Consider the following 13,796-nt stretch of genomic DNA (forward strand, 5'->3'; position numbering starts at 1 on the left):
TACAATCGGTGATACTGCTACGCTGCTGAACTCAGCCTAGCTTGCTCTCGATGTCGGACAGGGCCGTCTCGAGGCCCTCCTCCAGAGTCGGATGATAGAAGGGGCGATCGCGCAACTGTGCAGCGGTCAGCCCGTCCTGAACAGCATAGGCGACGAGATGGGCCAGATGCTCCATCCCTGGGCCGATCATCTCCGCACCCGTCAACCGCCCCGTCCGATCGGCATAGAGGCGCAACCCGCCCCGATTGCGCCCAGCAACCCGGGCGCGGCCCTGGTCGCAGAAATCCGCGGAACCGACGACCGCATCCTCAGATGCCGCCCGATACCCGCCCCCGACCAGTGCGATCTGAGGATCGCTGAACACCATCGCGAGATCGACCCAGCGCCCGGGTCGCTCGATCGCTTCCGGCCCGTCTTGCGCGAGGCGTGCCGCGTTGCGCCCGGCGATGCGCCCCTGCCGGCTCGCCTCGTGCAGCACCGGACGGTCCTGGTTGGCATCGCCCGCGATCAGGATCGGAGCGCCACGGCAGAGAAGGGAGCGCGAATCGAAATCCGGGCTGCCCTTGTCGTCGAGATGCAGGCCCGTGCTCTCGAGCCCGAGGCCGCTCAGGTTCGGCGGTCGGCCCGCCGCCGCGAGACAGCGCGCGAAATGGCCGGATTCTTGGCGGTCCCTCTTCGTCCAGCGCAGCACCAGACCGTCATCGGCCGCCTCCGCCGAGTCGAGCCGGGTCCCGAGATGGAGGTCGAGTTCACCGGCGAAGATGTCGCGGGCGGCCTCCGCCAGATCCGGCGCGCTCAAGCCGCCGACGGCGTCACCGGCCTCGATCAGGCTCGTCCTCACGCCGAGCCGTGCCATGGCCTGCGCCAGTTCGAGACCGACCGGGCCGCCGCCGAGCACCGCGAGGCTCTCGGGCAGATCGGGAATCTCGAAGAGCGTGTCCGTGGTGAGCACGCGATCCCCCAATCCCCGCAGCGGCGGGGGCAGGCTCGAGCTCGACCCCGTGGCGATCACGGCGGCCTTGAACCGGATACGCGTGTGGTCGTCGATCCGGATCAGGTCGGACGCCTCGAACACGGCATGGCCGGCCATCCGGGACTCGTCGGGCAGGGCGTCGAGGGCATCGAAGACGCCGGCGACGAAGCGGTCGCGCTCCGATCGCACCCGGCGGAGCACGGCGCCCCCGTCAATGTCGACCTGACCGGCCGTGATCCCGAATCGCCGGGCATCGCGCATCTGTCGGGCCGTGTCGGCGGCGGTGATGAGCAGCTTGGAGGGCATGCAACCGACCCGGGCGCAGGTGGTGCCGCCCGGCCCCCGCTCGATCAGGATCGACCGGACGCCCGCGGCGAGCGCGGCGCGGTGGGCGGCGATGCCGGCCGTGCCCGCTCCGATCACAGCGACGTCGAACACCGCCTCGCGCATCGTTCCTCCTTCCCGCCCTTCCTGCCGGCGTCGATCAGGCCGCCATGGTCATCACGGCACCCCCGTCGACCCGCAGGTTCTCCCCGGTGATGAAGCTCGCCTGCTCCGAGCAGAGGAAGGCGACGGCCGCGGCGACCTCTTCCGGCCGTCCCCGCCTCCTCGCGACGATCCCGGGGCGTTTCTCGTCGAGGAAGCTTTCGACGGCCTCGTCGAACGATACGCCGAGCTCCTTCGCGCGCTTCTCCATCATCGCGTCGGTCATCGGCGTCGCCACGAAGGCGGGAGCCACCGAGTTCACGAGCACGCCATCGGCGCCGTAGGCCTTGGACAGACCCTTGGCGAGGTTCATCAGGCCCGCCTTGGCCGCGCAGTAGGGCAGTTCCTCCACATAGGGCTGAACGGCGTCTTCGGAGGTGAAGAACACGATCCGTCCCCATTTCTGGGCGCGCATGCCGGGGAGGAACGCGCGGGCCACCCGTACCGCCGCCATCAGGTCGGCCTGGATCGTCGAGAGCCAACCCGCGTCATCGATCTCCAGGAAATCCCCCGTCGCCCCCGTGACGCCGGCGGCATTGACCAGGATCGAGGGCTTGGCGTCGAAGGCGGCATCGGCAAAGTCGCGCAGCTTGAGCGCTCCGGCTTCGCTGCTCAGATCGGCTTGGCAGGCCTCGACCGGACCGAGCTCGGCCAGCTCCGCGGCCGCCCTGCGCAACTCGTCCTCCTTCACATCGGACAGGACGACCTTCACGCCCTCGCGCAGAAGATATTGCGCGCTCACGAACCCCATCCCGGAATCGCCGCCCGTCACCACGGCGATCCGCCCCCTGATTCCAAGATCCATCGTCGTCATCTCCAGGATCGCGGGGCCTGGGCGGTCCGCGGCGCGATCGGCTGGCGTCCCAACCCGACCGCCCCGGTATCGTTCCGTCTTCCGGGCGGTGCGACGATCTTGCAGGGGATGAAATTGCGCCGAAAAACAACAGACCCCCTCCGAGGAATCTGATCCGATCAGATCAAATCAGTCCGGCTCCGCCTCATCTGAAGAGTGCTGAAAAATTAGAGTCTCAAATTGAAGGGCAGAAAGAAAAGCTCGCTGCCGTCGACATAGGTGACCTGAAGAAACGTCTTGGCCACGACGTCGTCAGAAAGCTGCTCCTCGTCACGAATGCGGCCGATGATCTGCTTGGCCTTGCGAAAAGCCATGCCGCAATCGGGGCAGTCGGCTCCTTCTTCGTCCTGCAAGGACACTTCCGGCCGATGAATGTTGAAATAGAAAAGCGGCATGCCTCGAGGGTCGCAGGTAGCGTTGATCTTCAGGCGGTCGGGAGGCCCCCGGAATGCGTTCGCCCTCGGATTGCCCGCAACGTTCGTGCCACTTGGCCGTGCATCATGAATTCGCTCCGGTACTATAAATCGATCTGCAAATGATTTAATCAAACAATATAATAATTGCACAAGCGATGACTGAGAAGTCCGCATTTCGCGATCGCTAGAATAAATCGATTTTAAATTGCACATAAAACAGACAAAATATCTTGTTTAATTTACAGCGGAGAATTTCTACATAAAATGGTCTGCGCTAATTTTTCATTGCAACGATGTTTCTATAATCAATAACACGTCCACCAGAGGCTTGGTCTGCAGATGTATTTATATCATTAAGAACAAATGCGCCAGATCCGAAACAAGACGCCAGTCGGAACATTTCTGGCGGCCGCAAGTTAGGGTCGAAAAGTTTTGCCCGAGTGGCAATAATTTGTCTCGATTGACAATTCCAGTCCAATCCCTGATCCGACAATCAGAGGCTGATCGATGTTGGAGCCTACGGATGACGGCCTTGAGGAGCTGGCTGAATTGTGCAGCCTGCTCCGCGGTAAAGTTGGACAGAGCGGATCCTTCAGGCTTCGGGTCCTTCTCGACATGCTGCTGCTTGAAGTGGATGCCGAACGGGAGCGTAGAGCGGAAGGTTCCGGGGTGGGACCGGGCGAGACGTGGGACAAACGTTGATCGCTTGCCGGCCAGCCGGCCCCGTGAAGCCTGGATCGAGAGGATCGATCGCCCCGGCATCACAAAAAATGTCCACCGCCCTGTCGGCAGGCTCCACACGGGTTCGTCCTTCCGGAGGCACGGGCAGAGCGCCCCTGGCGAGGAGAGAAGTGGATGTCGCGTGAAAGCGAAGTGAGCACATCCCCGGAGACCAAGGGCGGCATCGTCGCCTATCTCTAGGTCGACGGGGCGATGAAGGCCGCCGCCTTCTACGAGCGCGCCTTCGGGGCGACGGTGGTCAGGACGATACCTCCGGACGAGCAGGGCCGCACGATGCATGTGCACCTGCATCTCAACGGCACATCGTTGATGCTCGGCGACCCCTATCCCGAGCACGGCTTCCCGCTGGTGAAGCCCCAGGCCTTCAACCTGATGCTCCCCGTCGACGACATCGCCGCCTGGTGGGATCGGGCCGTGGCTGCCGGGGCCGAGCCGGTCGTCCCCGTTGCCAAGATGTTCTGGGGCGATCTCTATGGCCAGCTACGGGACCCGTTCGGCGTCCTCTGGGCGATGAACCAGTCGCTGAGCGAGGCCTGAGGCCACCGCAGCCCCCAGGAGGTCACGGGCTCTGATCCAGGGCTGCGAGTCTGCATCGCGCAGCGCGCAGCCCTGGCGAAAACGCTTCGAGACGAGCGGGTTGGTGCGGCCTCAAGCGGCCTCGGCGCCGAGGCACCAGGCGAGAATGCCCTTCTGGGCATGCAGGCGGTTCTCCGCCTCGTCGAACACCACCGACTGGGGCCCGTCGATCACCTCCGCCGTGACCTCCTCGCCGCGGTGTGCGGGCAGGCAATGCATGAAGATCGCGTCCTTGGCGGCGGCCTTCATCAGCTTGGAATCGACCCGATAGGGCGAGAGCAGGTTGTGACGGTAATGCTCGTCGTCGTCGCCCATCGAGACCCAGCAATCCGTCACCACCACGTCCGCGCCTTCCACGGCCGCATAGGCATCCGTGGTGGCGTTGACGCGTGCGCCCTCGCGCGCGGCCCAGTCGACGAGATAGGGCGGCATGGAAAGTTCGCGGGGGGCGGCGACGTTGAGGGTGAAATCGAACTTCGCGGCTGCGTGCACCCAGCTCGCCAGGACGTTGTTCGCGTCACCCGACCAAGCCACCGTACGGCCCCGGATCGGCCCGCGATGCTCCTCGAAGGTCATGATGTCGGCCATGATCTGGCAGGGATGCGAGACCTTGGTCAGCGCGTTGATCACCGGGATCTCGGCGCTCTGCGCGAGATCCAGCATGAGCTGATGGTCGAGGATGCGGATCATGATCGCATCGACGTAGCGCGACAGGACCTTCGCGGTGTCGCCGACCGTCTCGCCGCGTCCGAGCTGCATCTCCTTGCCGGTCAGCATCAGCGTCTCGCCGCCGAGCTCGCGCATAGCCACGTCGAAGGAGACGCGGGTGCGGGTGGAGGGCCGGTCGAACACCATCGCCAGCATCTTGCCGGTCAGCGGACGCTCGGATGCGAGCTGACCCTTCACGCGGCGCGCCTTGATCGCGGCGGCGGAGTCCAGCACGCGGCGCAGCTGCTCGCCGGAGAAATCCTTCAGATCGAGAAAATGCCGAACACCCGGGCCGGCACCGTTGGCTGTCACCGTCATCGATTCTTACTTTGCAATTATCTTGTGGCTTAGGGCAATTTCCAGCGAGGTAGCAACAGTTCGTCCTGAACAAATCGCGCCGCGACAAGACTTTACGACACATTTCGCGGACCCGCCCGGATAGCGGGTCGCGCGGGCTCAGGCCGCTCCGCGGATCTGCGCTTCGAGCGCCGAGGCGGTGGCGTCGAGGCGGTCCACGGCCTGCGCCGCCTCCGCCTCGCTCGCGATCAGCGGCGGCAGCAGGCGGATCACGTTATCGCCCGCCGGAATCACGATGAGATGCTCGCCCCGTGCGGCAGCGACGAAGTCGGTGTTCGGCACGTTGAGCTTCAGGCCGAGCATCAGACCCTGCCCGCGCAGTTCCACGAAGACGCCGGGATGGCGGTCGACGAGTTCGGCGAGCTTCTGACGCAGCACCAGGGCGACCTTCTGGACATGCTCCAGGAAGCCGTCGGCGAGCACCACGTCGAGCACGGCATTGCCCACCGCCATGGCGAGGGGGTTGCCGCCGAAGGTCGTGCCATGGGTGCCTGCGGTCATGCCCCGGGCGGCCTCGGCCGTGGCCAGGCAGACGCCCAGGGGGAAGCCCCCGCCGATCCCCTTGGCCGCGCTCAGGATGTCGGGCGCGATACCCGACCATTCATGCGCGAACAGCTTGCCGGTGCGCCCGACCCCGGTCTGGATCTCGTCCATGATCAGGAGGAGCCCCTTCTCGTCGCAGATCGCGCGCAGGCGCCGCAGAATCTCGCCGGGGATGATGCGGATGCCGCCCTCTCCCTGGATCGGCTCGATCATCAAGGCCGCGGTCTCGGACGTGATCGCCTTCTCCAGCGCCTCGAAGTCGCCCACCGGCACCTGATCGAAGCCGTCGACCTTCGGGCCGAAGCCCTCGATGTATTTCTGCTGGCCGCCGGCCGCGATCGTCGCGAGGGTGCGTCCGTGGAAGGCGCCCTCGAAGGTCACGATCCGGTAGCGCTCCGGCTGGCCGCCGGCCGCATGGTACTTGCGCGCCATCTTGATCGCGGCCTCGTTCGCCTCGGCGCCGGAATTGGCGAAGAAGGCGACGTCGGCGAAGGTCGCGTCCACGAGCCGACGTCCGAGCCGCTCGCCCTCCGGGATCTGGAACAGGTTCGAGGTGTGCCAGAGCTTGCCCGCCTGCTCGGTCAGCGCCGAGACGAGATGCGGATGCGCGTGACCGAGGGCGTTCACGGCGATGCCGGCGCCGAAATCGAGATATCGCTGCCCGTCGCTCGCGACGAGCCAAGCACCCTCGCCGCGCTCGAAGGAGAGCGGGGCACGGGCGTAGGTCGGCAGAAGAGCTGAGGTCACGGCGGGCGCGATCCCTTCAAGTGCGGCGGCGAAAAAGGAAGCCGGCTTCCCTTCGCGCCTGCCAGAAACGAAAGTGCCGCCTCGATTGCGTCGGGCGGCATGCGCGCGATTACCATGGATTGCCGCTGCCCTGTCAATCTGGGCCGGGCTGGCGCCCCTGCGCCGCTTGCACGACTCCCCTCGGCATGCTCTGAGGCCGCCCGTCGAGGCCAATCAGGGGAGTATGCGATGAGTTCGGTGAAGGAGCGGCTCCAGGCCCTCGGGCTCAGCCTGCCGAAGGCGGCCGCGCCCGTGGCCAATTACGTGCCCTTCGTCCGCGCGGGCAATCTCGTCATCATCTCCGGCCAGATCTGCTTCGGGGCGGACGGCAAGCTCGCCGAGCGCCACAAGGGCAAGCTCGGCGCCGAGGTTTCCAACGAAGCAGGCATCGAGGCGGCCCGCCTCTGTGCCCTCAACGTGCTCGCCCAGGTCGAGGCCGCGGTGGGCGATCTCGATCATGGCGTCGAGCGCTGCCTGCGCCTGGGCGGATTCATCAATGCGGTGCCGAGCTTCGCCGGCCTCGCGCCCATCATGAACGGCGCGTCCGACCTGATGGTCGAGATCCTCGGCAATCGCGGCCGCCATGCCCGCTCCACCGTGGGCGTCGCCGAGCTTCCCCTCGACGCGGCGGTCGAGGTCGAAGCTATGTTCGAGGTGCGCTGAGGGTGGGCGTCCCGGGCTGGCTCACCGCCCGGCCGATCGCCCATCGCGGGCTGCACGACCGTGCGGCCGGCATCCCGGAGAACACGATCGCCGCCGCGGAGGCGGCGATCGCCGGGGGCTACGCCATCGAGTGCGACGTGCAGCCGAGCGCCGAGGGCGAGGCGCTGGTGTTCCACGACGAGGCCCTCGGCCGGCTGACCGAGCGCAGCGAGCCGACCGCCTCGCGGACCACCGCCGAGCTGACCGCCCTGCAGGTCGCCGGGACGCAGGAGCGGATCCCGACCCTGTCGGCGTTCCTGGCGTGCATCGCCGGACGCACGCCGTTGATCGTCGAGATCAAGACGCAGTTCAGCGGGGACCTCACACTGACGCGGCGCGTCGCCGAGATCGCGAACGCCTATCGAGGGCCGATCGCGCTGAAGTCCTTCGATCCCGGGATCGTCGCTGCGCTGGCCGATCTCGCACCGGAGCTCCCCCGGGGGATCGTCGCCGAGAAGCGGCAGGACGACCCGTCCTACGCCAAGCTGCCACCCAGCGAGCGGCTTGCGCTCTCGGACCTGCTGCATCTGCACGAGAGCCGGCCGACCTTCCTGTCCTGGCGGGTGGACGATCTGCCCGGAGCCGTCCCGTATCTGTGCCGCCATCTCGGCAAGATGCCGGTGATGACCTGGACCGTGCGCACGGAGGCGCAGCGGGCCCTCGCGGCCGCGCATGCGGATCAGATGGTGTTCGAGGGCTTCCGGCCTTAGGGCCGGGAGGCCACGCGCCCCGGATCAGGTCGAGAATTTGCGCAGCGCGTAGGCCAGGGCGAAAGCGAGAGCCGAGCCGCCGATCGTCGCGCTGATCCAGAGCAGACTCTTCGGCTGATCCGCCGAGTTCGGCATGATCGGCACCACGATCGGGCTGAAGAACTCGATGTTGCGGGCTGCGATGATGCGCGCCTTCTCGGAGGCCGCCAGCACCTTCACGTAGTAGAGTTCGGCGTCCTTGCGCTCGTTGGTCAGCGCCTCGAACTGGGTCATCGCATTGGCCAGCACCTTGCGGCGCTCCGGCGTCTGGCTCGCCAGTTCGTGCTCGAGCCGGTCGATGTTCTCGTCGAGATCCCGGATCTGAGCCTTCAGATCGAGGATCCGGCGATTGTCCGGGGAGAGGTCCTTCGCGATCAGGTTCAGCTGGACGACGAGATTGATCTTGGTCTCGCGCAGCTTGCTGATGACGGTGAGATTGGCCTCGTTCGCCTTGTCGGCATCGAGGACGCCCTCGCGGTTGCGCAGATCCCGCATCGCCACGCGGGCCTTCGCCATCCGCTCCTCGGCGTATCCGAGTTCTCGCCGGCTCTCGGCCAGGGCATCCTCGCGGGAACGCATGCTCAGGTCATTGGTCATGCGCTCGGCCTCGGCGAGGATCGCCTTGGCCAGGGCGTAGGATTCCTCGGGAGTGAAGGCCTCGACCGTCACCGCGATGATGCCCGAGCTGCTGTCGATGGTCGGCTTGATGCGCCAGCGCCAATACTTGACGAAGCGCTCCATCGGCTTTTCCGGGTTGAAGCGCGAGAACCAGTCGATGTCGGAGCGCGAGAACATCTCCCGCACCGGCATCTGCTTCTCGAGCGCCTCGATCATCGGTCGGCTGCTGATATACTCCGAAGCGATCAGGGTATCCTGCGTCAGCATGGCCTGGGACACGCCGGAATTCGTGCCGACATCCTCCTTGTCGCCGCCGGCCGCCTTGTCCGCGCCGCCGATCGCCGGGCGGATCGCGAAACGGAACTCGGTCACGTAGCGGTCGGAGGCGATCAGGCCGAAATAGACGAGGCTCGTCGCCGAGGGCAGCACAAACAGCAGGGCGAAGAGGATCCCGATCCAGGGGTCCCGCTTCACGTGTGTCTGGTAGGAGCGGATGCCCTTCTTGCGGTCGACGTAGCGCGTCACGCGCGCGATCTGCCGCAAGGATTCCGCGACGGCACTGGAGCGATCCGCCGTGGTCAGCGGCTGTCCCTGGGGAACGGGGGTCTCGATCGACATGCTGTCCGCGGTTCCGTTCGGTCAGGACGTTCGGCCATGCCCGATCGTCCGTGCTGCCCTTTCTCTCGCCTGTTCGCGCGGCAAAAGCGTGTCCGATCAGGACCGGACCGACGCGCGTCTCACTGATTCAGGCGGCGATAGGCCTCGATCGCCTCGTCGACCTGCTCGTAGACGATGGCGTGGCCGTTCACGAGGATGATCGCCTGGCTGCAATATTCCCGGATCGTCTCCATCGAGTGGGAGATCAGGATCACGTCGGCATTCTCGCGCCGCTTGTCGAACACGTCCCGGCAGCGCTTGGCGAAACGCGCATCGCCCACAGCCAGCGTCTCGTCGATCAGGTAGGTGTCGAAGGGGATCGCCATGCTCATGCCGTAGGCAAGCCGCGCGCCCATGCCGGAGGAGTAGGTGCCCACCGGCATGTCGAGATAGCTGCCGAGCTCGGAGAAGTCGGCGACGAAATCGAGAACCCGGCGGGGATCCTCGCCGTAGATCCGCGCGACGAAGACGACGTTGTCGCGGCCGGTCATCTTGGGGTTGAAGCCGCCGCCGAAGCCGAGGGGCCAGGACACCCGAAGGCCGCGATGAACGCGCCCACGGGTCGCCTCCTCGGTGCCGGCGATGATCCGCATCGTCGTGGATTTGCCGGCACCGTTGATGCCGAGGATGCCGTAGCTGATGCCCGGCCTGAGGGTGAAGGATACCCGCTCCAGCACCGTGCGGCGCTGGCCCATGACCCGATAGATCTTCGTGACGTTCTCGAACCGGATCAAGAACCGCTGCCCCGTGCCATGGATGGTGAGTGCCACGCCGCCCCATGCCCGACCGCTGCACGGGCGGGCACGGCCCTTTCGAGCCTTAGAAAAGAGGCGAATCTGAGGATCGCGCTGATAGCCTCCGCCGATCTCGTCCGGACGACGGAGCGAAACCGGTCCGTGGACCAAGCAGGCAGCCTGCTCCGAACTGGTGCGCGACCCCGGACTCGAACCGGGACGCTCTCACGAGCACGAGATTTTGAGTCTCGCGTGGCTACCATTTCACCAGTCGCGCCGCTGGAATGCGGCAGTAAGGGAACCGATCCACAGAAGCAACCTGATATGCCGCGGGCTCGCCAGAGGCGATCGGAGGCATGGCGCATCGGCGCACGCGTCGCTGAACTGGGGGAGAGGAGGTTAAATCCACGTTCACCCCATTCTGCAAGACTCGGCGCCTGATGAGGCGTGGGGCCGATGCCGCCCCGATCTCGGCGGCAGGAGGTTCGAACGGGCGCGATGAAAGTCGGGGCCGAGACAGGGAAGCCGCTACGGCGCGTCCGACGGGCCGCGCGTATGCTCGTTCTTCTGGCGGCCGGCATGGTCGCCGCTCCTATTTCCGCGCAAGCCGCGAAGCTCCTCTCCGCCATCGGAAGTCAGCCCCAAGGCTTCGGCCGGATCATCCTGACCTTCGACACACCGGTCCCGGTCAAGGGACGAATCTCCGGCACGGTGCTGGTGCTCAGTTACGGGGAGCGCGTCTCCGCCGGGCCCGAGCGGATCGCCACGGGCATGCCCGACTTCGTCACAGCGGTCCGCCGAGACCCGGACGGATCGGCGCTGCGGCTCGCCCTGCAGAAACCCTATCGCATCAGCGTCAAGGAGGCCGGTGAGCAGGTCTATATCGATCTGCTTCCGGAAAGCTGGACCGGTTTTCCGCCGCCCCTGCCCCCCGAGGTCGTCGCCGAGCTGGCCCGCCGTGCCGAGCGCGCCGAGGCCGCCCTGAAGGCGCGGAACGCCGCTCCGCCACCGAAGACGCTCGCCGTCGAACTCGCCCTGACGCCCGGCCGGGCTCGACTCAGCCTGAAGCTGCCTCCGGAAGCCGTACCGAACGTCACGGAGAACGGCGGCGCGACGAGCCTCTCCCTGCCCGGCGCCTGGCACATCGACGATCGTGCGATCCGCGGGCGCCTCGATGCCAAGATCGGAAAGATATCGGTCGAGAACGACGAGAAGGGGGCTCGCCTCGTCGCGACGCCGGCTCAAGGCGTCTCCGCGAAAGTCGTGCGGGATGAGGCCGATCTGGCGATCGACCTGCTGACCAAGCCGCCCGGTCCGGCCCCCGAAAAGGCCGCCGAGACGCTTGCCCAGACCATCCTCGACAAGGCGACGAAGAACGAGGCGGCCGCGGACCCCGCCGGCGCTGCGGGACGATCACCGCCGAACCCGAGTACCAAAGGCTCCCCTCCTATCGTCAGAACCGCCGAACCGCCTGTCTCGGCGACGCCGCGACGGCGCGCCGGGACGGGCCTCGTCTTTCCCTTCAAAGCCCCGGTCAAAGCGGCTTTCTTCGAGCGGGCGGGCATTCTCACGGCGGTTTTCGAGACGGACGAGCCCGTCATCGCGCCGCAGAAGCAGCTGGCCGGATTGTCGGCGATCGGCGGCGTCGAACGATCGGGCCGTTTCGCCCTGGTGCGCTACGCCAAACAGCCCGGGAGACTGGTCGATCTCGTTCCCGTGCGCGAGCCAGACGGCTGGGAGATCGTGGCGGGAGACGACCTGACGCCCAGCGAATCACTGATCCCGGAGCGTCAGGCCGGCTCCGGAGGACGCATGGGCATCACCGTGCCCCTGCTGGCTCCCGGAGGGGCCCACTGGCTCACGCTCGATGGCGAGCGTGTCGCGGTCGTGACCGCCGGTGCAGGCCGGCAGATGGGGATCCCGAAGGCGCAGCGCTTCGTCGATTTCGAGCTGCTCCCGAGCCGTGTCGGGCTCGCGGTCCTGGCTGTTGCCGATGATCTCAACGTGCGGCCGGATCTCGACGGGGTCACGATCGGGCGGATCGGTGGCCTCGCCCTGTCCTCGGTCTCGCGCCCGGCTGACGCGGCCGTCGGGCCCGTTGCCGATCTGGTGATCGACAGCGCCGCCTGGAACGCTGCGCGCCGCGGCGCCGTGCGCAGCACCCTGCGCGAGCGGTTCGCGACCGTAGTGGCGGCGGAGCGCACGGACCGGCCGGCGGCGCGGGTCGCCCTTGCGAAGGCGATGATGGCCAATGGGCTCGATGCCGAGGCGGTCGGCGTCCTCGCGGCCGCAACGGCCGAAGACCCCGTTCTCGACAACGACAAGATGACTGCGCTGATGCGCGGTATCCTCGCCGCGCGCCTCGGGCGCGCCGAGGAAGCGGTGAAGCTGCTGTCGCAACCGTCCCTCGTCATCAACCCGGAAGCGCGTCTCTGGCGCGGCTTCGCGGAGGTTCAGGCGTCCCGCTGGAAGGATGCGGACGCGGATCTGCGCGCCGGCGAATCCGTCCTCGCCCGCTATCCCGAGGATCTGGTTTCCGTTCTGCAGGCGTCGGCGGCGGAGGCGGCGGTCGAGATCGCCGATTGGGACGCCGCCGCCCAGGCCTCCGAAGCCGCCCTCCGCGAAGCCACCCCGGAGATCCGCGATCGGATGGCCTATCTGCGCGCCAAGGTCGACGAGGCGACCGGCCGTACGGCGGCGGCCTTGGAATCCTACGAAGCCCTGAGTGCGAACGCCGTGCGGCCGGTCGCCGCCGCCGCCGCCCTGCGTGCGGCGCTCGTCGCCAATGCCATGGGCAAAATGGCGGCCGCCGAGGTGATCGAGCGGCTGGAGGTGCTGGTCCTGACCTGGCACGGGGGCAATACCGAGATCGAGACCATGGGGGCGCTCGGCCGCCTCTATACCGAGGTCGGGCGGTGGCGCGCCGTCTTCACCATGACGCGGCGGGCCAATGCCCTCGCGCCGGACGCGCCGGCGACGAGGACCCTCAACGATGCCGCCTTGAAGCTTTTCGAGGATCTCTATCTCGGAGAACGCGCCGACAAGCTCGGCGCCATCGAGGCGCTGTCTCTCTACTTCGATTTCAAGGACTTCGCCCCCGCCGGCCGCCGGGCGGACGAGATCGTACGCCGCCTGGCCGACCGGCTCGTCTCCCTCGACCTGCTCGATTCCGCCGACGAGCTCCTGGACCATCAGGTCAACCATCGTCTGACCGGCCCTGCCCGGTCGAGCGTCGCCGCGCGTCTCGCGACGGTGCGGCTGATGGAGGGCAAGCCCCTCGATGCCCTTCAGACGCTGGATGCAACCTATCTCCCCGAATTGCCGGAGGATCTGCGCCGGGCCCGCTCCCTGCTGCGCGCCCGTGCCCTCTCCGATCTGACGCGGACGGACCTCGCCCTGGAATCCATCGAAGGGGAGACGGGGCCGGATATCGACCGCCTGCGCGCCGACATCCTGTGGTCCGCCCGGCGCTGGCGTGAGGCGGGCGAGGCGCATGAGGGGCTCCTCGGCGAGGCTTGGCGCAGCGGCCGTCCCCTCGACGACGCGGCCCGGGGCGACGTGATCCGCGCGGCGATCGCCTACGGCCTGTCCGGTGAAAGCCTCGGGCTCGAGCGCCTGAAGGCGAAGTTCTCGGCCGGCATGGCGGAGACGTCGGATGCGCGAACCTTCACTCTCCTGACCCGGAGCGACGCACCGCGTACCACCGCCTTCCGGGACATCGCCCGCCGCGCCACCTCGGCCGAGACGCTGGCCTCCTTCCTGGCCGAGTACCGCAAGCGCTATCCGGACAGTGCCGTGCCCGAGCGCGGCAAGCCCGAGGCGGGCGCCGGGTCTCCGGCGCAGCCTGCGCCGGAGACCAGAGCCGAGGCGCCCCAGCCCCCGCCGCCGGGCTGACGA

General features: G+C 67.1%; 10 protein-coding genes, 1 tRNA gene and 1 pseudogene. 4 read left to right on the top strand and 8 right to left on the bottom strand.

Features of this window, described 5'->3' with window-relative positions:
- Positions 1–31 precede the first annotated feature (31 nt).
- The 3 genes from MMB17_RS00260 to MMB17_RS00270 all read right to left on the bottom strand — a co-directional run bounded on the left by MMB17_RS00260 (position 32) and on the right by MMB17_RS00270 (position 2,707).
- The gene (locus MMB17_RS00260) at positions 32–1,423 is read right to left on the bottom strand and encodes a dihydrolipoyl dehydrogenase (protein ID WP_241100657.1); all 1,392 of its coding nucleotides are present in this window, start codon (positions 1,421–1,423) and stop codon (positions 32–34) included.
- Between the two features lie 34 nt (positions 1,424–1,457).
- Positions 1,458–2,264 (bottom strand): SDR family NAD(P)-dependent oxidoreductase, encoded by an 807-nt coding sequence (locus tag MMB17_RS00265; RefSeq protein WP_238309876.1) that lies wholly within the window; start codon positions 2,262–2,264, stop codon positions 1,458–1,460.
- Between the two features lie 215 nt (positions 2,265–2,479).
- Positions 2,480–2,707: a DUF6894 family protein gene (locus MMB17_RS00270; RefSeq protein WP_241100658.1), complete on the bottom strand. Its 228-nt coding sequence runs from the start codon at positions 2,705–2,707 to the stop codon at positions 2,480–2,482.
- 876 nt (positions 2,708–3,583) lie between these two features.
- On the opposite strand from MMB17_RS00270, the pseudogene MMB17_RS00275 reads away from it, so the two are divergent.
- Positions 3,584–4,006: pseudogene (locus tag MMB17_RS00275) on the top strand (VOC family protein).
- A 111-nt stretch (positions 4,007–4,117) separates the two neighbouring features.
- On the opposite strand, the gene argF reads toward MMB17_RS00275, so the two are convergent.
- A complete protein-coding gene (gene argF / locus MMB17_RS00280) occupies positions 4,118–5,071 on the bottom strand; it encodes an ornithine carbamoyltransferase (protein ID WP_238309873.1) in 954 nt (317 codons plus the stop codon).
- A gap of 138 nt (positions 5,072–5,209) precedes the next feature.
- On the bottom strand, positions 5,210–6,400 hold the full coding sequence (locus tag MMB17_RS00285; protein ID WP_241100659.1) for an aspartate aminotransferase family protein: 1,191 nt from the start codon (positions 6,398–6,400) through the stop codon (positions 5,210–5,212).
- Between the two features lie 228 nt (positions 6,401–6,628).
- Between MMB17_RS00285 and MMB17_RS00290 the strand changes: the two genes are divergently transcribed.
- Positions 6,629–7,102: a RidA family protein gene (locus MMB17_RS00290; RefSeq protein WP_238309871.1), complete on the top strand. Its 474-nt coding sequence runs from the start codon at positions 6,629–6,631 to the stop codon at positions 7,100–7,102.
- Positions 7,103–7,104: 2 nt separating this feature from the next.
- Entirely contained in the window at positions 7,105–7,851 is a 747-nt protein-coding gene (locus MMB17_RS00295; RefSeq protein WP_241100660.1) for a glycerophosphodiester phosphodiesterase family protein, read from the top strand.
- Between the two features lie 24 nt (positions 7,852–7,875).
- Here MMB17_RS00295 and MMB17_RS00300 read toward each other — a convergent pair whose 3' ends face one another.
- The 3 genes from MMB17_RS00300 to MMB17_RS00310 all read right to left on the bottom strand — a co-directional run bounded on the left by MMB17_RS00300 (position 7,876) and on the right by MMB17_RS00310 (position 10,176).
- Positions 7,876–9,126: a KpsE/RkpR family capsule polysaccharide export protein gene (locus MMB17_RS00300; RefSeq protein WP_241100661.1), complete on the bottom strand. Its 1,251-nt coding sequence runs from the start codon at positions 9,124–9,126 to the stop codon at positions 7,876–7,878.
- 119 nt (positions 9,127–9,245) lie between these two features.
- Positions 9,246–9,899, bottom strand: coding sequence for an ABC transporter ATP-binding protein (locus MMB17_RS00305; protein ID WP_241102295.1), 654 nt, complete (start codon positions 9,897–9,899; stop codon positions 9,246–9,248).
- 191 nt (positions 9,900–10,090) lie between these two features.
- Positions 10,091–10,176 (bottom strand) — tRNA-Leu (locus MMB17_RS00310).
- A gap of 278 nt (positions 10,177–10,454) precedes the next feature.
- On the opposite strand from MMB17_RS00310, the gene MMB17_RS00315 reads away from it, so the two are divergent.
- Positions 10,455–13,793, top strand: a complete 3,339-nt coding sequence (locus MMB17_RS00315; RefSeq protein WP_241100662.1) for a hypothetical protein — start codon at positions 10,455–10,457, stop codon at positions 13,791–13,793.
- Positions 13,794–13,796: the final 3 nt, after the last annotated feature.

The organism is Methylobacterium organophilum (assembly GCF_022533465.1).
Classification (GTDB): Bacteria; Pseudomonadota; Alphaproteobacteria; order Rhizobiales; family Beijerinckiaceae; genus Methylobacterium; species Methylobacterium organophilum.

Excerpts from the sequence above, each read along its gene's own strand:
- argF (WP_238309873.1), bottom strand. The coding sequence starts at position 5,071 with ATGACGGTGACAGCCAACGGTGCCGGCCCGGGTGTTCGGCATTTTCTC.
- MMB17_RS00290 (WP_238309871.1), top strand. The coding sequence starts at position 6,629 with ATGAGTTCGGTGAAGGAGCGGCTCCAGGCCCTCGGGCTCAGCCTGCCG.
- MMB17_RS00265 (WP_238309876.1), bottom strand. The coding sequence starts at position 2,264 with ATGGATCTTGGAATCAGGGGGCGGATCGCCGTGGTGACGGGCGGCGAT.
- MMB17_RS00270 (WP_241100658.1), bottom strand. The coding sequence starts at position 2,707 with ATGCCGCTTTTCTATTTCAACATTCATCGGCCGGAAGTGTCCTTGCAG.
- MMB17_RS00315 (WP_241100662.1), top strand. The coding sequence starts at position 10,455 with ATGCTCGTTCTTCTGGCGGCCGGCATGGTCGCCGCTCCTATTTCCGCG.
- MMB17_RS00300 (WP_241100661.1), bottom strand. The coding sequence starts at position 9,126 with ATGTCGATCGAGACCCCCGTTCCCCAGGGACAGCCGCTGACCACGGCG.
- MMB17_RS00260 (WP_241100657.1), bottom strand. The coding sequence starts at position 1,423 with ATGCGCGAGGCGGTGTTCGACGTCGCTGTGATCGGAGCGGGCACGGCC.